The organism is Streptomyces sp. 6N223 (assembly GCF_052246635.1).
Lineage (GTDB): Bacteria > Actinomycetota > Actinomycetes > Streptomycetales > Streptomycetaceae > Streptomyces.
Map to the genome: position 1 here is coordinate 40532 of NZ_JBQQCA010000010.1, position 21551 is coordinate 62082.

The 21551-nt window shown below is 71.1% G+C and carries 19 protein-coding genes and 2 tRNA genes; 8 read left to right on the forward strand and 13 right to left on the reverse strand.

Going from position 1 to position 21551, the window contains the following annotated elements; genetic code table 11:
* Positions 1–33: 33 nt before the first annotated feature.
* The 3 genes from ACTWQH_RS09105 to ACTWQH_RS09115 form a co-directional block, all read right to left on the reverse strand.
* Entirely contained in the window at positions 34–1755 is a 1722-nt protein-coding gene (locus ACTWQH_RS09105; protein WP_443285881.1) for a hypothetical protein, read from the reverse strand.
* Positions 1756–2007: 252 nt separating this feature from the next.
* Positions 2008–2688 carry a Crp/Fnr family transcriptional regulator gene (locus tag ACTWQH_RS09110; protein ID WP_443285882.1) on the reverse strand — a complete coding sequence of 227 codons (681 nt, stop codon included), beginning with the start codon at positions 2686–2688 and terminating at the stop codon, positions 2008–2010.
* Positions 2689–2878: 190 nt separating this feature from the next.
* Positions 2879–2951, reverse strand: a tRNA-Ala gene (locus ACTWQH_RS09115).
* A gap of 153 nt (positions 2952–3104) precedes the next feature.
* On the opposite strand from ACTWQH_RS09115, the gene ACTWQH_RS09120 reads away from it, so the two are divergent.
* Positions 3105–3665, forward strand: coding sequence for a helix-turn-helix domain-containing protein (locus ACTWQH_RS09120; protein WP_443285883.1), 561 nt, complete (start codon positions 3105–3107; stop codon positions 3663–3665).
* 79 nt (positions 3666–3744) lie between these two features.
* On the opposite strand, the gene ACTWQH_RS09125 is transcribed toward ACTWQH_RS09120, so the two are convergent.
* The 10 genes from ACTWQH_RS09125 to dnaA all read right to left on the reverse strand — a co-directional run bounded on the left by ACTWQH_RS09125 (position 3745) and on the right by dnaA (position 16504).
* The gene (locus ACTWQH_RS09125) at positions 3745–3888 is read right to left on the reverse strand and encodes a DLW-39 family protein (protein WP_443285884.1); all 144 of its coding nucleotides are present in this window, start codon (positions 3886–3888) and stop codon (positions 3745–3747) included.
* A 127-nt stretch (positions 3889–4015) separates the two neighbouring features.
* A tRNA-Ile gene (locus ACTWQH_RS09130) sits at positions 4016–4092 on the reverse strand.
* 69 nt (positions 4093–4161) lie between these two features.
* Positions 4162–4857, reverse strand: coding sequence for a DUF3566 domain-containing protein (locus tag ACTWQH_RS09135; RefSeq protein ID WP_443285885.1), 696 nt, complete (start codon positions 4855–4857; stop codon positions 4162–4164).
* A 42-nt stretch (positions 4858–4899) separates the two neighbouring features.
* Positions 4900–7524, reverse strand: coding sequence for a DNA gyrase subunit A (gyrA, locus tag ACTWQH_RS09140; protein WP_443285886.1), 2625 nt, complete (start codon positions 7522–7524; stop codon positions 4900–4902).
* 45 nt (positions 7525–7569) lie between these two features.
* Entirely contained in the window at positions 7570–9717 is a 2148-nt protein-coding gene (gyrB, locus tag ACTWQH_RS09145; RefSeq protein ID WP_443285887.1) for a DNA topoisomerase (ATP-hydrolyzing) subunit B, read from the reverse strand.
* 306 nt (positions 9718–10023) lie between these two features.
* Complete coding sequence (locus ACTWQH_RS09150) at positions 10024–10611, reverse strand: DUF721 domain-containing protein (RefSeq protein ID WP_443285888.1); 588 nt, start codon at positions 10609–10611, stop codon at positions 10024–10026.
* Positions 10604–11761 (reverse strand): DNA replication/repair protein RecF, encoded by a 1158-nt coding sequence (gene recF / locus ACTWQH_RS09155; RefSeq protein WP_443285889.1) that lies wholly within the window; start codon positions 11759–11761, stop codon positions 10604–10606. The genes ACTWQH_RS09150 and recF overlap by 8 nt, the downstream gene beginning before the upstream one ends.
* 21 nt (positions 11762–11782) lie before the next feature.
* On the reverse strand, positions 11783–12670 hold the full coding sequence (gene gnd, locus ACTWQH_RS09160; RefSeq protein WP_443285890.1) for a phosphogluconate dehydrogenase (NAD(+)-dependent, decarboxylating): 888 nt from the start codon (positions 12668–12670) through the stop codon (positions 11783–11785).
* Positions 12671–12800: 130 nt separating this feature from the next.
* Positions 12801–13940 (reverse strand): DNA polymerase III subunit beta, encoded by a 1140-nt coding sequence (gene dnaN / locus ACTWQH_RS09165; protein WP_443285891.1) that lies wholly within the window; start codon positions 13938–13940, stop codon positions 12801–12803.
* Between the two features lie 800 nt (positions 13941–14740).
* The gene (dnaA, locus tag ACTWQH_RS09170) at positions 14741–16504 is read right to left on the reverse strand and encodes a chromosomal replication initiator protein DnaA (RefSeq protein WP_443285892.1); all 1764 of its coding nucleotides are present in this window, start codon (positions 16502–16504) and stop codon (positions 14741–14743) included.
* A 344-nt stretch (positions 16505–16848) separates the two neighbouring features.
* Between dnaA and rpmH the strand changes: the two genes are divergently transcribed.
* The 7 genes from rpmH (at position 16849) to ACTWQH_RS09205 (ending at position 21453) form a co-directional block, all read left to right on the forward strand.
* Positions 16849–16986 (forward strand): 50S ribosomal protein L34, encoded by a 138-nt coding sequence (rpmH, locus tag ACTWQH_RS09175; protein WP_443285893.1) that lies wholly within the window; start codon positions 16849–16851, stop codon positions 16984–16986.
* A gap of 30 nt (positions 16987–17016) precedes the next feature.
* On the forward strand, positions 17017–17385 hold the full coding sequence (gene rnpA / locus ACTWQH_RS09180) for a ribonuclease P protein component (RefSeq protein WP_443285894.1): 369 nt from the start codon (positions 17017–17019) through the stop codon (positions 17383–17385).
* On the forward strand, positions 17382–17723 hold the full coding sequence (gene yidD, locus ACTWQH_RS09185) for a membrane protein insertion efficiency factor YidD (protein WP_443285895.1): 342 nt from the start codon (positions 17382–17384) through the stop codon (positions 17721–17723). Before rnpA ends, yidD begins: the two co-directional genes overlap by 4 nt.
* Before the next feature lie 12 nt (positions 17724–17735).
* Positions 17736–18875 carry a membrane protein insertase YidC gene (gene yidC / locus ACTWQH_RS09190; RefSeq protein ID WP_443285967.1) on the forward strand — a complete coding sequence of 380 codons (1140 nt, stop codon included), beginning with the start codon at positions 17736–17738 and terminating at the stop codon, positions 18873–18875.
* Between the two features lie 14 nt (positions 18876–18889).
* Positions 18890–19396: a Jag family protein gene (locus ACTWQH_RS09195; protein WP_443285896.1), complete on the forward strand. Its 507-nt coding sequence runs from the start codon at positions 18890–18892 to the stop codon at positions 19394–19396.
* Positions 19393–20133 carry a 16S rRNA (guanine(527)-N(7))-methyltransferase RsmG gene (rsmG, locus tag ACTWQH_RS09200; RefSeq protein WP_443285897.1) on the forward strand — a complete coding sequence of 247 codons (741 nt, stop codon included), beginning with the start codon at positions 19393–19395 and terminating at the stop codon, positions 20131–20133. Before ACTWQH_RS09195 ends, rsmG begins: the two co-directional genes overlap by 4 nt.
* A 294-nt stretch (positions 20134–20427) precedes the next feature.
* Positions 20428–21453, forward strand: a complete 1026-nt coding sequence (locus ACTWQH_RS09205; RefSeq protein ID WP_443285898.1) for a ParA family protein — start codon at positions 20428–20430, stop codon at positions 21451–21453.
* The last annotated feature ends 98 nt before the right edge of the window (positions 21454–21551 follow it).

Consider the following 21551-nt stretch of genomic DNA (forward strand, 5'->3'; position numbering starts at 1 on the left):
TTCAACGGGTTCATGAGCGCGGCTCGCATGCCATCAGCCGGCCCTCAGCGGTGCCGGCCGCCGCCGGTGGGGGTCCCCGGGGCTCGGCTCCGAGCCGGGTTCGGTCCCGCGGGGCGAGGGGGAGCGCGGCGTGCGGCGCGCCGCCGTGCCGCGCACCCGCGAGACCCGGACCGGCCGGGCCGCGGCGGAAGGCGTCGGCGCGGGCGCCGAGGGCGAGTGCGGGTAAGGGGGCGGGGGCGAGTGCGGGGGCGGGGCAGCCGGGTGCCCCGGCACTCGGCCCGGCCCCGGTCCCGGTCCGGTCGCGATCTCGGCGAGGACGTCGATGTTCTGCTGGATCACCGACCGTCCCTCCGCGCCGACCGCTACCGGCAGCGTCTTCCGGAACCCGGCGAGGGTTCGCGGGGTGTCGTGCGTGGCGTTGAAGTAGACCGTCAGCAGCTGGCAGGCCGCCGCGGCCACCGCGTCGTGGATCTCGTCGATCTCCGCCGCGCCCGGCTCGGGCACGTCCAGGCCGCGCAGCTCGCGCAGCAGCGGCGCGGCCTCCTCCAGCATGCGTTCGGCGTTCGCCGCGCCGCCGGCCGGGGCGCGCTCGCCCTCCTCGATCACCTGCTGGCAGCTCAGGCCCACGACGTTCGCCAGCAGCACCGCCAGGTTCCGCTCGATGGGCGCGCGGGCGTGCGGCGTGGCGGCGATCTCGCGGGCGGCGCGCAGCTGGCCGGTCAGCTCCCTCAGCCGCGGCGCGGGCGGCTCGGCGTCGGCGGGCCGGGGCGCGTTCGCGGCGGTGACGACGCAGGACAGCGCGGTGGCGGCGACGGCGTCGGCCGCGCCCGCGGCGACGGGGTGCGTCTCGCCCAGCACGGCGCCCAGCAGCCGCAGCTCGGGGGCGGACTCGGCCAGCAGCGTGGCCCCCGCCCGGTCCAGCGCCGCGGGGGCGGCGTCGGGGGGGCGCGCCCCGGCCTCGGTGCGCAGCCGGATCCGGGTGGCGATCGGCGCGGTGGCCTCGCGCAGCGCCGCGTCCGCGCCGGCGCCGCCGTCCGGGTCGAACTCCCGCATCAGCGCCACGTGCTGCCGCGCCACCGTCTCGGCGCCGCCCTCGGCCGCGCCGACCGCCAGCCGCGCGTGGACCGCCAGCAGCAGCGCCGGCAACGCCGCGCGCAGCGCCGACGCGCTCACCGCACGCAGCCGCGGGTCGCCCAGCGCCGCGATCCGCCGCTCGAGCCAGCGCCAGCAGCCGTCGTCGCGCAGCACCCCCCGCCAGTGGCGGTACGCTCGGCGCCACTGCCGGTGCCGCTGCGCCGAGCCGACGACGGGGCGGCGGCCGTCCAGCAGCTCGGCGTGGCGCAGCACGGCGAGGTTGTGGACGGCGATGCCGCACCGCTCGTCGGCGGGGGAGTGCGCCAGCCGCTCCCACAGCACCGGGTCGCCCTCGCCGTCCCCGGGGGCGTCGGGCAGCGGCCAGATCCAGAAGAACTCGTCCACCACCCGCGCCACCGGGTCGTCCAGCCGCCGCAACGCCTCCCGCACCGCCGCGTGGTCCGGCGGCGGGCGCAGCGGCAGCCACGGCGCCGCCCCCGCCGGCACCTCCACCCCCAGCGCCTCCGCGGCCCGCACCTCCTCGCCGCGCCGCCGCACCTGACGCGCCGTCGCCGTCACCGGCAGCCCGCCGACACGGAAGGCGTTACGCCGGTACAGCTCCGGATCGGCCTCCACGACCCCGGCCAGCCACGGCGGCACCCCGAACCCCTCACGCACCATCCACCCGTCACTCCCCTCCCTCAGCCGGAGTTCAGGCCGCGCCCGGCGTCGCTCGGGTCCCATGGGCGCCGACCCCGTACAGAATGAGCTTGCCCCAGCCCTGGGTCGCGTCCGCGTCCGGCTCCCTCATGTGCGAAACCGTAGCCCCAGACCGTCGGGAGGGGTCCCGTCTCCCGGCGGCCTCCGCCGGGCCGGGCGGCGCCGGCCAGCCGCCGTCCCGCCGCCGCCCGGGGCGGCGGCGAGAGCGGCACGCTACGCCCCCTCCCGCTCCATGCGCCGCGCCCGCTCCGCCAGCAGCGGCAGGCTCGGCACCCGCATCTCGCCGCGCCCCCGCTCCACCAGGCTCTCCCGCTGCAGCACCCGCAGCGTCCGCACCGCCGACTCCCGCGACACCCCGCACGCGCTGGCCAGCTCCTGCTGCGTCACCTCCACCACCCGGCAGGCGTCCGCGCGCCGCCCGCCCACCGGCCGGCCGTGCCGCACGACCAGGTCCAGCAGCTCCGCGACCAGCCGTGCCTCGGTCGTCAGCGCCGCCATCCGCAGCCGCCGCTCGTCGGAGTCCCGCTGCCGCAGCGAGACGCTGCGCAGCACCTGCGAGGCCAGCGACGGCTCCCGCTCCAGGAGCTGGAGGAACCGTTCCGCCGTGAGGGCGACGCCCCGGGCGTCGCGCATCACGGTGACCGTCGCCGAGCGCGGCCTGCGGTCGATGCAGCCCAGCTCGCCGACGAGTTCCCCCGCGCCGCGGAACGCCAGCACCCCCGTGTAGCCGACCCGGGCGTCCGCGGAGACCTTCACCAGGCCCCCCTCCAGCAGCACCGCCCGGTCGGCCGTCTCCCCCTGCCGCATCAGTACGCGGCCGCGCTCCCAGGTCTGCTCGCGCCCGTGCTCGCGCAGCAGCCGCATCTGCTCCGGCCCGAAGTCCCCGACGGACATGGCAAAGCCGCCCCCCTCAGCCAATCTTCTGGACGGCTATCCAACGTATGGTCGGCGTCGGGGGCCCGTCCCGGGTTCGGCCCAGCAGACGAGGATTTTTCACAGGCCGCACTCAAGCGCGGCGCAACCGGCCCACGCCGCCCGCGCCGACCCGCGCGGGCAGGCCCAGGGGCCCAGGAAAATGGGGGAGTGGACCCTAGGAGAGTCGAACTCCTGACATCCGCCATGCAAAGACGGCGCTCTACCAACTGAGCTAAGGGCCCGTCGGCCCGGTGTGGGCCGCGGCCCAGGGTACCCAATCTTCAGGCCGGATTCCGACCGGGTATCGCCGCGGCAGGCGCCCCGTCCGTAGGATGACGCGCAACTTCGCTCACGTGAAGCTGCCAGGGGAAGCAGGGGAGAACAGGGGAGAAACCATGGACGTTAGCCACCAGGAGGCCACCGAGAAGGCCCGGGAGCAGCAGACCACGTGGTACGGGGAACCCCTGGGGGCTCTCTTTCGCAGACTCATCGCCGACCTGGGCCTCAACCAGGCCCGCCTCGCCGTCGTCCTCGGCCTGTCCGCCCCCATGCTGTCGCAGCTCATGAGCGGGCAGCGCGCCAAGATCGGCAACCCGGCCGTGGTGCAGCGCGTCCGCTCCCTGCAGGACCTGGCCGGCGAGGTCCGCGCGGGCCGCGTCAGCGCCGCCGAGGCCACCGCCGCCATGGACGAGATCCGCCGCACCGCCGGCGGCAACGTCCTCAACCCGAACTCCAGCACTCCCAGGTCGAGTCCGCTGGGCGTCCCGGCCAACCCCAGCAAGCGCGTGGTGCGCGAGATCCAGGCGCTGCTGCGCGCCGTCGCCGACGCCACCGAGATCCAGAGCGCCTCCCGGCTGCTGGCCGACAGCCACCCCGAGCTGGCCGAGTTCCTGCGGATCTACGGCGTGGCCCGCACCCGCGAGGCGATCGAGCACTACGAGAGCCACCAGGGCTGACCCCGATCACACACGTGTGGGCCCCGGCCACCGGAAGCTCGGCGGCCCAGGGCCCACAGCGGGGTCGTCTCGTTCGTTCTCAGGCACCCGTGGCGGGAGTACCGGACGGCACGGAGTCGGTCGCCTCCGTCCACAGGTCCTGCTCGGCCTTGTCCGCCTGGATCTGGCGGTAGACGAGCAGGCCGCCGATGACGGCCAGTGCGAGCAGGAGGAGCTTCTTCACCGCGCTACCTCGTCCTTCTTCAGCGTTATGTGCAAGGTGATGGGAACATCTGGCGCCCGATGATACCCAAACGTTTCCTTCGCAGAACGCCCCCCGGCCGCGGATCGGCCGGGGGGCGTCCATGCGCTGGTGGGGCTAACAGGACTTGAACCTGTGGCCTCATCCTTATCAGGGATGCGCTCTAACCATCTGAGCTATAGCCCCGTACGCAGGGGAAAGGCTAGCGCATCGTCGCGCCCCCGCCCAAATCGTTTGGACGAGGTCCCAGCGAGGCTATTCGTCCTCCGCCAGCGTCACCTCGATGCCGCCGACGAAGCCCGCCGACAGGTTGTACATGAACGCCCCCAGCGTGGCCAGCGCCGTCGCCAGCACCACGTCGATCACGGCGATCACACTGGTGAAGATCATCACCCTCGGCAGCGACAGGAACGCCTCCAGGTCGAAGCCGCTCTCGTTGTCCGTCTCCGTGGCCTCGCTGATCGTCTCCCCGATGGTGGAGAACACGCCCATCGCGTCCATCACCATCCACAGCAGGGCCACCGCGATGATCGTGCAGATACCCAGCGCTATCGACAGCAGGAAGCTGACCTTCATCACCGACCACGGGTCGGCCTTCGCCACCCGCAGCCGCGCCTTCCGCGTCCGCGGCACCGTGCGGGCGCCCGTACGCGGCCGCCGCACCGCCTGCCCCGGCCCTTGGCTCTGTCCCTGGCCCTGCCCGCGTCTGGGGCCCTGCCCGGACGACCGATGCCCCCCGCCGCCACGGCCCGGCGGAGGCGTGGCCCCGCCCTCGGCCCCGGGCGGCGGCGTCGGCGCAGACGGCGTGGACGCGGCCGGCGTGGGCGTGGGCGGCGTGGGCGGCGGCGACGACGGCGGCGCCGGGTACGCCTGCGGCGGGTGGTACCGGGCGTCCTGCTGCGCGTAGCCCGCGCCCTGCCCGGACGGATCCACGGATCTGGCACTGGTCATCGTGGTCCCCTAGGCAGACAGCGGCGGCCCGACGTGCCCACGCTACTCCTCGTCGTCGCTCTGGCCCGAACCCGTGGCAGGAATCTGTCCGGCGGAACCGCCCTCGGACCTCTCACCGGCGTCCTCACCGGCGCCTTCGTCGGCAGTGGTGGCATCGGCCTCAACCTCCTCGGCCTCCCGACCCGCCTCGGCGTTGCGGGCGATGCCCACGACGGCATCCCGCTTCCCCAGGTTGATCAGCTGAACGCCCATGGTGTCACGGCCGGTCTCGCGGACCTCGTTGACCCGCGTGCGGATCACCCCGCCGCCCAGGGTGATGGCCAGGATCTCATCCCCAGACTCCACCACCAGCGCCCCCACCAGCGAGCCGCGGTCCTCCACGATCTTCGCCGCCTTGATGCCCAGGCCGCCGCGCCCCTGCACCCGGTACTCGTCCACCGGCGTCCGCTTGGCGTACCCGCCGTCCGTCGCCGTGAACACGAACGTGCCCTCCCGGACCACGTTCATCGACAGCAGCTCGTCGCCCTCGCGGAAGCTCATGCCCTTCACGCCCGATGTCGCCCGCCCCATCGGCCGCAGCGCCTCGTCCGTCGCCGTGAACCGGATCGACTGCGCCTTCCGGCTGATCAGCAGCAGGTCGTCCGCCGGGCTCACCAGCTCCGCCCCGATCAGCTCGTCGTCCCGGCCGTCCTCCATCTGCCGCAGGTTGATCGCGATCACCCCGCCCGAGCGCGGCGAGTCGTAGTCCTTCAGCGGCGTCTTCTTCACCAGCCCCGACTTCGTCGCCAGCACCAGGTACGGCGCGGCCTCGTAGTCCCGGATCGCCAGGATCTCCGCGATCCGCTCGTCCGGCTGGAACGCCAGCAGGTTCGCCACGTGCTGCCCGCGCGAGTCCCGGCCGCCGTCCGGCAGCTCGTACGCCTTCGCCCGGTACACCCGGCCCTTGTTGGTGAAGAACAGCAGCCAGTGGTGCGTGGTGGAGACGAAGAAGTGGTCGACGATGTCGTCCTCGCGCAGCTTCGTGCCCCGCACGCCCTTCCCGCCGCGCTTCTGCGCCCGGTAGTCGTCGGTCTTGGTCCGCTTCACATAGCCGCCGCGCGTGATCGTGACGACGATGTCCTCCTCGGCGATCAGGTCCTCGATCGACATGTCGCCGTCGTAGGGCACCAGCGCCGTGCGCCGGTCGTCGCCGAACTTCTCCACGATCGCCGCCAGCTCGGCGCTGATGATGCCGCGCTGCCGCACCGGCGAGGCCAGGATCGCCTCGTACTCCGTGATCTTCGCCTGCAGCTCGTCGTGCTCCGCGGTGATCTTCTGCCGCTCCAGCGCCGCCAGCCGCCGCAGCTGCATCTCCAGGATCGCGTTCGCCTGGATCTCGTCGATCGACAGCAGCCCGATCAGGCCCTGGCGCGCCACCTCCACCGTGGCGCTCCGCCGGATCAGCGCGATCACCTCGTCGATCGCGTCCAGCGCCGCCAGCAGGCCCCGCAGGATGTGCGCCCGCTCCTCCGCCTTCCGCAGCCGGTAGCGCGTACGCCGCACCACCACGTCGATCTGGTGGCCCACCCAATTCCGGATGAACGCGTCCAGCGACAGCGTGCGCGGCACCCCGTCCACCAGCGCCAGCATGTTCGCGCCGAAGTTCGTCTGCAGATCGGTGTGCTTGTAGAGGTTGTTCAGCACCACCTTCGCGACCGCGTCCCGCTTCAGCACGATCACCAGGCGCTGACCGGTCCGCGAGGACGTCTCGTCCCGCACGTCCGCGATCCCCGAGACCCGGCCGTCCTTCACCAGCTCCGCGATCTTCAGCGCGAGATTGTCCGGATTCACCTGGTACGGCAGCTCGGTCACCACCAGGCACTGCCGCCCCTGGATCTCCTCGACCTCCACCACCGCCCGCATCGGGATCGAGCCGCGCCCCGTGCGGTACGCCTCCTCGATGCCCTTGCGGCCCACGATCAGCGCCCCGGTCGGGAAGTCGGGGCCCTTGATCCGCTCGATCAGCGCCTGCAGCAGCTCCTCGCTGCTGGCGTCCGGGTGCTCCAGGAACCACTGCGCCCCGGCCGCCACCTCCCGCAGGTTGTGCGGCGGGATGTTCGTCGCCATGCCCACCGCGATGCCCGCCGACCCGTTGATCAGCAGGTTCGGGAAGCGGGACGGCAGGACCGTCGGCTCCTGGTTGCGGCCGTCGTAGTTGTCCTGGAAGTCGACGGTCTCCTCGTCGATGTCCCGCAGCATCTCCATCGCCAGCGGCGCCATCCGGCACTCCGTGTACCGCATGGCCGCCGCCGGGTCGTTGCCCGGAGAGCCGAAGTTGCCGTTGGAGTCCACCAGCGGCATCCGCATCGACCACGGCTGCGCCAGCCGCACCAGCGCGTCGTAGATCGACGTGTCGCCGTGCGGGTGGTAGGTGCCCATCACGTCACCGACGACGCGCGCGCACTTGTAGTAGCCCCGCTCCGGGCGGTACCCGCCGTCGTACATCGCGTACAGCACGCGGCGATGCACCGGCTTCAGCCCGTCCCGCACGTCGGGCAGCGCCCGGGAGACGATCACGCTCATCGCGTAGTCGAGATACGAGCGCTGCATCTCCGTCTCGAGCGTGACCGGCTCGATGCGCAGCTGGCCTGAGGAGTTGGTGGTGGGGGGAGTGATGTCGTCAGCCATCGGTCTTCGTCCGCATTCCTTTCACGCCATTCAGGGCTGGGGGGATCAGATGTCCAGGAAACGGACGTCCTTGGCGTTGCGCTGGATGAACGACCGCCGCGCCTCCACGTCCTCGCCCATCAGGATCGAGAACAGGTCGTCGGCCGCCGCCGCGTCGTCCAGCGTCACCTGGCGCAGCACCCGGTGGGCGATGTCCATCGTCGTCACCCGCAGCTCCTCGGCGTTCATCTCGCCCAGGCCCTTGAACCGCTGGATGGCGTCCTCCCGGATGCGGCGGCCCTGCTCCCGGCCCAGCGTGATCAGGCTGTCGCGCTCCCGGTCCGAGTAGGCGTACTCGAACTCGTCCCGCCCCCACTTGATCTTGTACAGCGGCGGCTGGGAGAGGAACACGTGCCCCGCCTCCACCAGCGGGCGCATGAAGCGGAACAGCAGCGTCAGCAGCAGCGTGTTGATGTGCTGCCCGTCCACGTCCGCGTCCGCCATCAGGATGATCTTGTGGTAGCGGAGCCTGGAGATGTCGAAGTCCTCGTGGATGCCGGTGCCGAACGCCGAGATCAACGCCTGCACCTCGGTGTTCTGCAGCACCTTGTCGATCCGGGCCTTCTCGACGTTCAGGATCTTGCCGCGGATCGGGAGGATCGCCTGGTACTGCGGGTCACGGCCGGACTTGGCGCTGCCGCCGGCCGAGTCGCCCTCCACGATGAAGATCTCGCACTTGGCGGCGTCGTTGGACTGGCAGTCGCTGAGCTTGCCCGGCAGCGACGCCGTCTCCAGCAGTCCCTTGCGGCGGGTCAGGTCCCGCGCCTTCCGCGCCGCCACCCGCGCCGTCGCCGCCTGGATCGCCTTGCGGATGATGTCGGCCGCCTCGTTCGGGTTCCGGTCCAGCCAGTCCGCCAGCTGCTCGTACGCCACCTTCTGGACGAACGTCTTCGCCTCGGTGTTGCCCAGCTTCGTCTTCGTCTGGCCCTCGAACTGCGGCTCGCCCAGCTTCACCGAGATGATCGCCGTCAGGCCCTCTCGGATGTCCTCACCGGCGAGGTTGTCGTCCTTCTCCCGCAGCAGCTTCTTGTCCCGCGCGTACCGGTTGACCAGGTTCGTCAACGCCGCCCGGAAGCCCTCCTCGTGCGTGCCGCCCTCGTGCGTGTGGATCGTGTTCGCGAAGGAGTACACGCCCTCGCTGTACTGGGTGTTCCACTGCATCGCGATCTCGAGGGAGATCCGCCGCTCGACGTCCTCCGACTCGAACCCGATCACCGACGGATGCACCGGCTCGCCCTTGCGCGAGTTCAGATGCCGCACGAAGTCCGCGATGCCGCCGTCGTAGTGGTACGTCACCGAGCGCGGCTCGTAGTCACCATCCGCGGACGCCGTGTCCGCACCCGCCGTCTGGATCGCCGCCGCCCGCTCGTCCGTCAGCGAGATCGTCAGCCCCTTGTTCAGGAACGCCATCTCCTGGAAGCGGCGCGACAGCGTCTCGAAGGAGTAGTCCGTCGTCTCGAAGATGTCGCCGTCCGCCCAGAACGTCGTCGACGTCCCCGTCTCCTCGGTCGGCTCCAGACGCGCCAACGGCGCCGTCGGCACCCCCAGCTTGTAGTCCTGCGTCCACCGGTACCCGTCCCGGCGCACCTCCACGGCCACCTTCGTCGACAGCGCGTTCACCACCGAGACGCCCACGCCGTGCAGACCACCGGAGACCGCGTACCCGCCGCCGCCGAACTTCCCGCCGGCGTGCAGCACGGTCATCACGACCTCCAGCGCCGGCTTGCCCTCCGACGGGATCACGTCCACCGGGATGCCACGCCCGTTGTCCACGACCCGGACCCCGCCGTCCGCCAGCAGCGTCACGTCGATCCGGTCCGCATGGCCCGCCAGCGCCTCGTCGACCGAGTTGTCCACCACCTCGGTCACGAGGTGATGCAGACCACGCTCGCCCGTCGACCCGATGTACATACCCGGCCGCTTACGAACCGCGTCCAGACCCTCCAGCACCGTGATCGCGCTCGCGTCATACGACGGCACGCCCTCCGGTGCCCCGGCATCCGCGGTCTCCGCTGCTTCTGCGGCTTCCGCGGCCCCCTCGGGCAGCACAGCGGGAGACTCCTCAGCCTCCTCGCGAGGAGCCCCCTCGGGAACCGGTGTGTTCTTCTTGGAATCGCCGGAATCGGCCACGAAGCGCCCTTTCTGGCACAGCACGAGCCAGCCTTCGAGTACACCAAGTACAGGAGAGCGGCTGCGATCATTCGACATGGCCCGCAACGGGGCGGGTGGCTTCAGTCTACCCGCAGCGCCCACCGTAATGGGCGTTTCCCGGGCCGCCAGGCGTCATGTGCCGCCCTCAACCCGCATCCGGTGACTCCCTATATGCGGGCCAGGCCCTCAACAGGCTCACAGCGCCGCTCAGCGCTTCCAGCCGTCAACCTTCCGCGACGTGACCCACGTCACTCCCGCACACCCAGGCCCCCGCACCCGCAGACCGCACTCAGCCGCGCTCAGCCGCACTCAGCCGTACGTATCCCCAGGACCCCGGCTCCCCGGCACCCGCCACCCACCCCGGCCACCACCCGACGCCCCCGCCGGACCCAGCACCCGGATCATCCGCACCGACCCCGCCCCCACCTCCGCGTTCACCCGCGCCACCAACTGCGACGACAACAACCGCAACTGCGTCGCCCACGCCGTCGAATCACACCGCACCGTCAACACCCGCTCCCCCTCGTCATACCCCTCCGGCACACAGTGCTGCGCCACATCCACCCCCACCAACTCCCGCCACCGCCCCAGCACACCCCCCACCGCCAACGGCATCTCCCACCCCCGCTCCGCCGACAACCGCTCCACCGCCGCCCCCAACGGCAGCGGATCACGCCCCCCCGGCCGCGCACCCGACCGCAGCCCTCCACGCCGCGCCTGCCGACGCTGCTGCGACACCGCACCCCGCTCCCGCGCCCGCTCCTTCGCCGCCCGCAACGCCACCCGCGCCAGATCCACTCCCGACACCCCCGCGGCAGCCGCCCCCGTGACGCCCCTCACAGCATCCCCGTCACCGCCGTCACCGCCGTCACCCACGGCGTTCGCATCCTCACTCACGGCCCACCCTCCCCTCCGACACCGCGAACCGCACCCCCGCCAGCACCTCCGGCACATCCTCCGACACCGCCGCCGTCACCAGCACCTGCTCCCCCGGCGCCACCAGCTCCGCCAGCCGCTCCCGCCGCCGCGCGTCCAACTCCGCGAACACGTCATCCAGCACCAGCACCGGCTCCGGCCCCTCCTCCTTCAGCAACCCGTACGACGCCAGCCGCAACGCCAACGCCAACGACCACGACTCCCCATGACTCGCGAACCCCCGCGCCGGCAACTCCCCCAGCCGCAGCACCAGGTCATCCCGATGCGGCCCCACCAGCGTCACCCCCCGCTCGATCTCCGACCCCCGCACCCCGCCCAACGCCTCCAGCAACGCCCCGAACAACTCGTCCCGCGACGCCACACCCCCATCCCCCGGCACCGACACCCCCTCCGGCACCCCTTCCGGCAGCGAGCACCGATACTCAAGCCCCACCGGCCCACCCCCCGGCGCCACCTGCTCATACGCCTTGTCCGCCAGCGGACGCAACGCCACCACCAGCGCCAGCCGCTCCCGCAGCAACTCCGCACCCACCCGCGCCAGATGCTGATCCCACACATCCAGCGTCGACAGATCCGCCCCGCGCCCCCCATGCCGCCGCGCCATCGCCGCCGACTTCAGCAGCGAGTTCCGCTGCTTCAGCACCCGCTCGTAGTCCGACCGCACCCCCGCCAGCCGCGGCACCCGCGCCACCACCAGCTCATCCAGAAAACGCCTCCGGCCCCCCGGATCCCCCTTCACCAGCTCCAGATCCTCCGGCGCGAACGACACCGACCGCACCACCCCCAGCACCTCACGCGGCCGCACCGGCCCCGACCGGTTCAGCCGCGCCCGATTCGCCCGCCCCGGATTCAGCTCCAGCTCCACCAGCTGACTCCGATCCCCCTCCGTCACCGCCGCCCGCACCACCGCACGATCCGCACCCACCCGCACCAGCGGCGCGTCGGAGGCCACCCGGTGACTCCCCAGCGTCGCCAGATAGCCCACCGCCTCCACCAGGTTCGTCTTGCCCTGGCCATTCGGCCCGACGAAGGTCGAAACGCCCGGACCGAGCGGCACCTCGGCCCGGGCGTACGACCGGAAGTCAGCCAGCGACAGATGCGTCACATGCACCGAGCAACCCCCGTCCCCGCCTCACTCCTTGGCCTCCACGGCCTCCACCGCGTGCCCGCCGAACTGGTTGCGCAACGCGGCCACCATCTTCATCTGCGGCGAATCCTCCTGACGCGAGGAGAACCGCGCGAACAGCGACGCCGTGATCACCGGCAACGGAACCCCGTGCTCCACCGCCGCCTCCACCGTCCACCGGCCCTCGCCCGAATCCTCCGCATACCCCCGCAGCCGGTCCAGGTGCTCGTCCTCCTCCAGCGCCCGCACCGCCAGGTCCAGCAGCCACGACCGGATCACCGTCCCCCGCTGCCAGGACCGGAACACCTCCCGCACGTCCGTCACCGCATCGACGCTCTCCAGCAGCTCCCACCCCTCGGCGAAAGCCTGCATCATCCCGTACTCGATGCCGTTGTGCACCATCTTCGCGAAGTGCCCCGCGCCCACCTTCCCCGCGTGCACCGCGCCCGAGGACCCCTCCGGCTTCAGCGCGTCGAAGACCGGCTGCACCCGCGCCACCAGCTCCGCTTCCCCGCCGTACATCAGCGCGTAGCCCTCCTCGAGCCCCCACACGCCGCCGGAGACCCCGCAGTCCAGGAAGCCGATCCCCTTCGCCCCCAGCTCCTCGGCATGCCGCTGATCGTCGGTCCACCGCGAGTTCCCGCCGTCCACCACGATGTCGCCGGGCGACAGCAGCTCCGCCAGCTGGTCGATCGTCGACTGCGTCGCCGCGCCCGCCGGGACCATCACCCACACCACCCGGGGCGCGGCCAGCCTGTCCACCATCTCCTTCAGGCTGTGGACATCGGAGACCGCCGGCTCGAGCGAATACCCCACCACCGTATGCCCGGCACGGCGGAGACGCTCCCGCATGTTCCTACCCATCTTGCCGAGGCCGACGAGACCGAGCTCCATCAGGACTCCTTCATCGCGTTTGATCGCGTTATGACCTGAAACCCGAGCCTACGCCGGGAAGTCCCGCGCCTCCCGCCGAGTCCCCGGCGCCCGGGGCCCTCAGCGGTCGAGGCCTCAGCGGCCGAGCCGCTCAGCCGCTCAGCCGCACCGGCATGATCAGGTACTTGTACGCCTCGTCCGCCTCCGCGTCCGACGCCGCCCTGCCGCTCAGCAGCGCGGGCTTGGTCGAGGTCGTGAACGACAGCTGCGCCCACGGCGAGTCGATGGCGCTCAGCCCCTCCAGCAGGAAGCCCGGGTTGAACGCGATCGAGATGTCGTCCCCCTCCAGCCGCGCGTCCACCCGCTCCACAGCCTGTGCATCGTCGCTCGACCCCGCCTCCAGCGTCACCACCCCCTGCTCGAAGCTCAGCCGCACCGGCGTGTTCCGCTCGGCCACCAGCGCCACGCGCTTGACCGCCTCCACGAACGGCGCCGTCTCGATCACCGCAACGGAGTTGAACTCCGTCGGGAACAGCGTCCGGTACTTCGGCAGGTCGCCCTCCAGCAGCCGGGTCGTCGTACGCCGCCCCGCGCCCTCGAAGCCGATCAGGCCCTCGCCCGCGCCCGACCCGGACAGCGCCAGCGCCACCGTGTCCCCGCCGCTGAGCGACTTCGCCGTGTCCAGCAGCGTCTTCGCCGGCACCAGCGCCACCGCCTTGGCGTCCGCCGCCTCCGGCTTCCACAGGAACTCCCGCACCGCGAACCGGTACCGGTCGGTCGAGGCCAGCGTCACCAGGTCGCCCTCGATCTCGATCCGCACGCCCGTCAGCACCGGCAGCGTGTCGTCGCGCCCGGCGGCGATGGCGACCTGGGCGACGGCGGCCGCGAACACCTCCGCCGACACCGTGCCCGTCGCCGTCGGCATCTCGGGCAACGCCGGATACTCCTCCACAGGCAGGGTGTGGAGTGTGAATCGCGAGGAGCCGCACAGGACGCTGACGCGCACGCCGTCCGAGGAGATCTCCACCGGCCGGTTCGGCAGCGAACGGCAGATGTCGGCGAGCAGCCGCCCCGAGACCAGGACCGTGCCCTCCTCCTCCACGTCGACCTCGACGGCGACGCGGGCCGAGACCTCGTAGTCGAAGCCGGAGAGGCTCAGCGTCCCCTCCTCGCCCTCCTCCGCCTTCAGCAACAGGCCCGCGAGAACCGGCACCGGCGGTCGGGCCGGCAGGCTACGGGCGGCCCATGCCACCGCCTCCGCGAGCACATCGCGTTCCACCCGGATCTTCACTTCAGCCGCCTCCTGCGTCTTGCGTCCTGCGTCGCTTCGCCAACGGGTCCTACGGGGAGACCAGTCTGACGCACGGCACTGACACTAGAGGCTGGTGTGAGTCAAATCGACCTGGGCGGGGTAGACCGAGCACGGCCCCCGTTGTGCACAGCACCCACTTCCAAACGAGTTCGCCGGTCTATATCTGTAGTCGTAGTAGTAGGGCCTGTGGAAACGGTGGATAAGCGAGTTTGCCCAGCTCACCCACCCTTTTTTATCCACGGCCCCTGTGGGCGGACCGGTGGACGAACAGGGGGTCCCTGTGGACGCCGCCGCTGCTTCCACACCCCATCCCCAGGGCGAGCCGACTTCTCAACAGCTCCACCCACAGGTTCGGCCGAGTTCTCAACAGGCCCCGGTGCGGCGTCGTGTGACCTGATTCACTCGCGACGGTGAGACGGCGCGTTGTGTTGTCGAACGGTGGACAACGCTGTGGACCGCATGTGCACAACATGCCTTTCCCTGTGGGTACCTTGCGGTATCCGGTGGACAGCGCAGCGTGCCCCGCCGCCCGGCGACGCGGTGTCCACAGGCTGTGGACGCAGCGAATCCCCAATTCCACAAGCCCCTGACCTGGGGGAGCGGCGTTTCCCGGCCGAAGCTGTGGACAGAATTGTGCGTTGCGTGAGCCGCCCACAGGGTGTGGACGAGGAAACCCGGCCGGATCTGTGGACAAGCTGCCGTTTCCACCCGGAAATCGAACAGCGCCCCCGATCCTGGCTCGGGGGCGCTGTGGGCGGCGTGCGGCGGGTCCGGTCGGCTCAGCCGTTCTTGATGCGGTTGGTGAGCTCGGTGACCTGGTTGTAGATGGACCTGCGCTCGGCCATCATCGCGCGGACCTTGCGGTCGGCGTGCATGACGGTGGTGTGGTCGCGGCCGCCGAAGTGCTGGCCGATCTTGGGCAGGGAGAGGTCCGTGAGCTCCCGGCACAGGTACATGGCGATCTGCCGGGCGGTGACGAGGATCCGGCTGCGGGAGGCGCCCTGGAGGTCCTCCACGGTGAGCCCGAAGTAGTCGGCGACGGCGGCGCTGATGGCCTCCGCGGTGATCTCCGGCGCCGTCTCCTGGCCGCCGGGGATGAGGTCCTTCAGCACGATCTCGGTGAGCCCGAGGTCGACGGGCTGCCGGTTGAGGCTGGCGAACGCCGTGACCCGGATGAGGGCGCCCTCCAGCTCCCGGATGTTGCGCGAGATGCGGGAGGCGATGAACTCCAGCACCTCGGGAGGGGCGTTGAGCTGCTCCTGCACGGCCTTCTTGCGAAGGATCGCGATGCGCGTCTCCAGCTCCGGCGGCTGGACGTCGGTGATCAGGCCCCACTCGAAGCGGTTGCGCAGCCGGTCCTCCAGGGTGATCAGCTGCTTGGGCGGCCGGTCGGAGGAGAGCACGATCTGCTTGTTGGCGTTGTGGAGCGTGTTGAAGGTGTGGAAGAACTCCTCCTGCGTCGACTCCTTGCTGGCCAGGAACTGGACGTCGTCGACGAGGAGGATGTCCATGTCGCGGTAGCGCTTGCGGAACGCGTCGGCCTTGCCGTCGCGGATGGAGTTGATGAACTCGTTGGTGAACTCCTCGGAGCTCACGTACCGCACCCGGGTGCCGGGGTAGAGGCTGCGCGCGTAGTGGCCGATGGCGTGCAGCAGGTGCGTCTTGCCGAGGCCGGACTCGCCGTAGATGAAGAGGGGGTTGTACGCCTTGGCGGGGGCCTCGGCGACGGCCACGGCGGCGGCGTGGGCGAAGCGGTTGGAGGCGCCGATGACGAAGGTGTCGAAGAGGTACTTGGGGTTGAGGCGGGCGGTGGGCTCGCCGGGGCCGGTGGCGGGCGCGGGCTGGGCGGCGAGCGGGCCCGGGGCGCCGCTGGGGACGGGGAGCTGCGCGCCGTCCTGGCGGCCGTAGGGCTGCCGGCGGTAGGGGGGAGGCTCGTAGGGCTGCTCGTACCGCTGCTCATAGCCCTGCTGCTCATAACCTTGCTGTTCGTACCCCTGCTGTTCGTACGAGGACGGTTCGTACGAGGGCTGCTCGTAGTGCTGCTGGTCGTACGCCGGCTGCTGCCAGCTCATGGGCGGCACGGGGGCCGGGGCGCGGGGGTGGTCGGGGTAGGCGGGCCGGGCGGTGGGCAGCTCGTGGCCGTTGTGCCGGGGGTGCGCGCCATGGCTGCCGTGGGAGCCGTGGGAGCCGTGCGCGCCGGGCTCGTCCCGGGCGTCGTCGCCGGGCCGCCGCTGCTCGGCGGGGGCGGGGGCCGGCTCGGGCGGCGCCGGGGCGGGGGGCGCGGTGACGGTGATGGCCAGGCGGACGGGCTGGCCGCACTCGCGGCTGAGGGTGTCGCTGAGGAGCGGGGCGAGCCGGCCTTCCAGGACGCTCTTCGCGTATTCGTTGGAGACGCCGAGCAGGGCGGTGCCGGAGACGAGGGCGAGTGGCTGGCAGTCCTGGAGCCAGCGGTGGTCCTTGGGCTCCAGGCGCTGGCCGTCGGAGAGCATCGAGGTGAGCGCGCGTGGCCATACTGCGGCGAGATCTACTGGCAGGTCAGCCACGAGGCACGCTCTCTCACTCGCTGGGGTGGTGCTGGGCATCGGGAGGCGCCTTCAGGTGTGGCGCCGGGGGCAGCCGGGAAGGATGCCGAGTTCAGTCACGTTAGTCAGCGCGGCGCGTGGACATCAAGTCATTGTCCACAGGGTGTGTACAAGTCGGGCGGGGGCGAGTTTGACCGTGGGGATGCCGCGCGCGTACCGTTGCGAGGTCGAGTTGTCGATGGCTGCTGTCGCCTGCCTCCACTCCGACCGGCAGCGGGTCGGCCCGACACCCCTTTCTTGTTGATCGTGTCAAGCCTGTGTCGGCGACCCGCGCCGGACCACGAAGACTGTCGGGAGCCTGAAGAGTGAGCAAGCGCACTTACCAGCCGAACAACCGGCGCCGGGCCAAGACCCACGGCTTCCGGCTGCGGATGCGGACGCGCGCCGGCCGTGCCGTCATCGCCAATCGCCGCAGCAAGGGCCGCGCTCGGCTGTCGGCCTGAGCCGCGCCGCTTCGACCACAGGTCCCTGCGGTGCTGCCCTCCGAGAACCGGTTGAGGCGGCGGGAGGACTTCGCCACCGCGTTGCGGCGGGGGCGCAGGGCCGGGCGTCGGCACCTCGTCGTTCATCTCAGCAGCGGTACGGACCCGCACGGGTCCGGGGAGAGTGCTTCCCCGGCGCGTGCGGGTTTCGTCGTGAGCAAGGCCGTGGGGAACTCCGTGGTGCGTCATCGGGTGCTGCGGCGGCTGCGTCATCTGGTGCGGGACCGCCTGTCCGGGCTGCCCGCCGGTAGCCTGGTTGTCGTGCGGGCCCTGCCTGGTGCGGGTGACGCCGCCCACGATCAGCTGGCCAGGGATCTCGATGCCGCGTTGGAGCGGCTGCTGGGAGGGGTGCGGTCATGAAGTACCCGCTGCTGCTGTTGATCAAGCTGTATCAGCGGACGATCAGCCCGCTGCTCGGGCCGGTGTGCCGTTACTATCCGTCGTGCTCCCACTACGGATACCGCGCCGTCGAGGTGCACGGCGCCGTGAAGGGGTCGGCATTGACGGCCTGGCGCATTCTTCGCTGCAATCCCTGGTCGCGGGGCGGGGTCGATCACGTCCCTGCCCGGAAGCGTCCCGTCTGGCATCGGCGCGTGCGTGTCTTCGTCCGCGAGCGCCTGGGCCGCCACCCCGTTCCCCGCCCCTCGACCGCCCACGCCTCGTCCGGTGGCGCCGCCAACACTGCCCAAGGAGCCTGACTCGTGGACACGATCAATTCGATCCTCAGTCCTCTCTATATCGCTGTCTCGTGGATCATGATCCGGTTCCATGACCTGTACAGCACGGTCTTCGACGAGGACAGCGGATGGGCCTGGGGGCTGTCGATCGTCTCGCTGGTGATCGTGGTCCGGATCGCCCTGATCCCGCTGTTCTTCCGGCAGATCAAGGCGACGCGCAACATGCAGGCGCTCCAGCCGCAGCTGAAGAAGATCCAGGAGCGCTACAAGAACGACCGGCAGCGTCAGTCCGAAGAGATGATGAAGCTGTACCGGGAGACGGGGACCAGCCCGTTCGCGAGCTGTCTGCCGATCCTGGCGCAGTCGCCGTTCTTCCTGGCGCTCTTCCAGGTTCTGAACCACGTCGCCGGCAACGACGAGGTGGGGGTGCTGAACCAGGAGGAAGTGAACAGCGCCCGGAACGCGACGATCCTGGGTGCGCCGATCGCGGCCCGGTTCATGGACAGCGCCAGCAAGATCACGGAGGACCTCCACGCCTCGGTGACGGACGTCCGGGTGGTCACGGTCGTCATGATCCTGCTGATGTCGGCCTCGCAGTTCTTCACGCAGCGGCAGCTGATGACGAAGAACGTGAACCTCGACGTCAAGACGCCGTTCATGAATCAGCAGAAGATGCTGATGTACATCTTCCCGATCATGTTCGCCGTCTTCGGCATCAACTTCCCGGTCGGCGTGCTGATCTACTGGCTGACGACGAACGTGTGGACGCTGGGCCAGCAGATGTACGTGATCAAGCGCAACCCGACGCCGGGCAGCATCGCCTACAAGCAGCGGCAGGAGCGGCTGCGCAAGAAGGGCAAGCTGGCGGAGGAGCCGGTGGAGGCCGAGACCAAGAAGTCGGTCGAGACGGCCCGCGCGGCCCGGACGCAGCCGAAGCGGCAGCCGAAGTCGAAGCGGCAGGCGGCGGCGGGGGGCGGCGGCCAGCAGCCGAAGAAGCAGGCGCAGAGCCAGGGCCAGGGGCAGGGCCAAGATCAGGGTCAGGGCCAGCAGCGGTCCAAGAATCAGAACCAGCAGAACCGCGGTCAGCAGAACCGCGGCCAGCAGGCCAGGAAGCAGCAGGCGAAGAAGTCCCAGTCGGGGAAGTCGAAGCCGTCCGCGAAGAGCAAGAAGTAAGAAGGAGTCCACCCGTGACGGACACCACCTCGACCGCCGCCCAGGGCACCGATGTCCTGACTCGCCTGGAACAGGAGGGCGAGATCGCGGCCGACTATCTGGAAGGGCTGCTCGACATCGCCGACCTCGATGGCGACATCGACATGGACGTCGAGGGGGACCGTGCCGCGGTGTCGATCGTCACCGAGGGCGGGAGCCGCGAGCTGCAGAAGCTGGTCGGCCGGGATGGCGAGGTGCTGGAGGCGCTCCAGGAGCTGACCCGGCTGGCCGTGCATCGGGAGACTGGTGAGCGCAGCAGGCTGATGCTGGACATCGCCGGGCATCGCGCGCGGAAGCGGGAGAAGCTGACGGCGCTGGCCACGAAGGCCGTGCAGCAGGTGCAGGAGTCGGGGGAGCCGATGAAGCTGCAGCCGATGACGCCGTTCGAGCGCAAGGTCGTGCACGACGCCGTGGCCGCGGCAGGGCTGCGCAGCGAGTCGGAGGGCGAGGAGCCGCGGCGGCGCGTGGTCGTTCTGCCATGAGGGGTGCCGTCCATGGGGGTGCCGCGGCGGGCGCGGAGGGTTTGCCGTCGCCGCCGAAGGTGGCAGGTGAGATCTTCGGGGACCGGCTGGCCGATGCGGTGCGGTACGCCGAGCTGCTGGCCGACGTGGCCGTGGAGCGGGGCCTGATCGGGCCGCGCGAGGTGCCGCGGCTGTGGGAGCGGCACCTGCTGAACTGCGCGGTGGTCTCCGAGCTGGTGCCGGAGGGCGTCACCGTATGCGACGTGGGCTCGGGGGCAGGGCTGCCGGGGATTCCGCTGGCGCTGGTCCGGCCGGATCTGCGGATCACGCTGCTGGAGCCGCTGCTGCGGCGTACGAACTTCCTGCGTGAGGTGGTGGAGCTGCTCGGCCTTGAGCGGGTCGGCGTGGTGCGCGGGCGGGCCGAGGAGGTGCTGGGCAGCCTGGACGCGGTGCACGTGGTGACGGCGCGGGCGGTGGCTCCCCTGGATCGGCTGGCGGGGTGGGGCGTGCCGCTGCTGCGCCCCTACGGGCAGATGCTGGCGATCAAGGGGGACACGGCCGAGGAGGAGCTGAAGGGGGCGCGGGCTGCGCTGGGGAAGCTGGGCGTGGTGCGCAGCTCGGTGGTGCGTGCGGGGGTGGGGCTGCTGGAGCCGCCGTCCACGGTGGTGCGCGTGGAGGTGGGGGAGAGTCCGGGTGGGGTCCGGTTCGCGGCGAAACGTGCGCGGGCGGCTCGGACTCGTCCGATGCGATGGCAATAATCCCGGGATATGTGGGATCACGGAGTGTCGCTCTGATCCTGGGCGGCGGGCGTGGGCATCGTGTTTCACGTGAAACGCCGCTCGTTGTTGCAGGGAATCATCTCCCGGGGTCGTGCCGCCGCCGCGGAGCCGCGGAGCCGTCGTGCGCGTGGGGGCGATGCCCCCGGGAGGGTGAGCAAGGTATCCACAGGCGACCAGCTATCCACAAGAAGCCCGGGCTCGCTGGTTCGCGACCCCCGAGACGTGGCAGTCTTTGAGTCCACGAAGGCTGCGCGTCTCGAGGAGAGTGAACCATTGCGGTCCGACGCCAATATCGCGGGGCCGACGGCCGATCCGGTCCCCGGCCCTCGGTCCGGCTCCCCCGCTCCGAATGAGGGGGCGGATGCTCCCGGCGGTGCGGTGGACATCGCGCCGGGGGCGCCGGTGCCCACCGGTGACCTTCCTGGCCGGGCGGCTCAGCAGGCGGTCGAGGCCATGCACCGCGCCAGCGGGCGTCTGCCCCGGCCGGAGGAGACGCGGATCATGGTGGTCGCCAACCAGAAGGGCGGCGTCGGGAAGACCACGACGACGGTGAACCTGGCGGCCTCGCTGGCGTTGCACGGGGCGCGGGTGCTGGTGATCGACCTCGATCCGCAGGGCAACGCCTCGACGGCGCTGGGTATCGACCACCACGCCGAGGTGCCGTCGATCTACGACGTGCTGGTGGAGAGCAAGCCGCTGTCCGAGGTGGTGCAGCCGGTGCGGGACATCGAGGGGCTGTTCTGCGCTCCGGCCACCATCGACCTGGCCGGCGCGGAGATCGAGCTGGTGTCGGTGGTCGCGCGGGAGAGCCGACTGCAGCGGGCGATCACCACCTACGAGCAGCCGCTGGACTACGTCTTGATCGACTGCCCGCCCTCGCTGGGGCTCCTCACGGTGAACGCGCTGGTGGCTGGGGCCGAGGTGGTCATCCCGATCCAGTGCGAGTACTACGCCCTGGAGGGGCTCGGGCAGCTGCTGCGGAACGTCGAACTGGTGCGGGGGCATCTGAACCCGCGGCTGCACGTGTCGACGATCCTGCTGACGATGTACGACGGGCGGACGCGGCTCGCCTCGCAGGTGGCCGAGGAGGTGCGCGGGCACTTCGGGCGGGAGGTGCTGCGGACCAACATCCCGCGCTCGGTGCGCATTTCGGAGGCGCCGAGCTATGGACAGACCGTCCTGACGTATGACCCGAGCTCCAGCGGATCGCTGTCCTATCTGGAGGCGGCTCGGGAGATCGCGTTGCGGGGACCGATCCCGCAGCAGGAAGCGCACGGCGGTGTGGAGGGGACACGGTGAGGGACGTACGCGCGGCTGCCGGGCCGCAGATGGCCACGATGCCCGCACAACGCCGCGCGGGCGACCGTATCGATAGCCGCTGCCGCGGCGGGGCGAAC

Coding starts and splice junctions, on each gene's coding strand:
- ACTWQH_RS09105 (WP_443285881.1), bottom strand. CDS start 1,755: ATGGTGCGTGAGGGGTTCGGGGTGCCGCCGTGGCTGGCCGGGGTCGTG.
- ACTWQH_RS09110 (WP_443285882.1), bottom strand. CDS start 2,688: ATGTCCGTCGGGGACTTCGGGCCGGAGCAGATGCGGCTGCTGCGCGAG.
- ACTWQH_RS09120 (WP_443285883.1), top strand. CDS start 3,105: ATGGACGTTAGCCACCAGGAGGCCACCGAGAAGGCCCGGGAGCAGCAG.
- ACTWQH_RS09135 (WP_443285885.1), bottom strand. CDS start 4,857: ATGACCAGTGCCAGATCCGTGGATCCGTCCGGGCAGGGCGCGGGCTAC.
- gyrA (WP_443285886.1), bottom strand. CDS start 7,524: ATGGCTGACGACATCACTCCCCCCACCACCAACTCCTCAGGCCAGCTG.
- gnd (WP_443285890.1), bottom strand. CDS start 12,670: ATGGAGCTCGGTCTCGTCGGCCTCGGCAAGATGGGTAGGAACATGCGG.
- yidD (WP_443285895.1), top strand. CDS start 17,382: ATGAAGTACCCGCTGCTGCTGTTGATCAAGCTGTATCAGCGGACGATC.
- rsmG (WP_443285897.1), top strand. CDS start 19,393: ATGAGGGGTGCCGTCCATGGGGGTGCCGCGGCGGGCGCGGAGGGTTTG.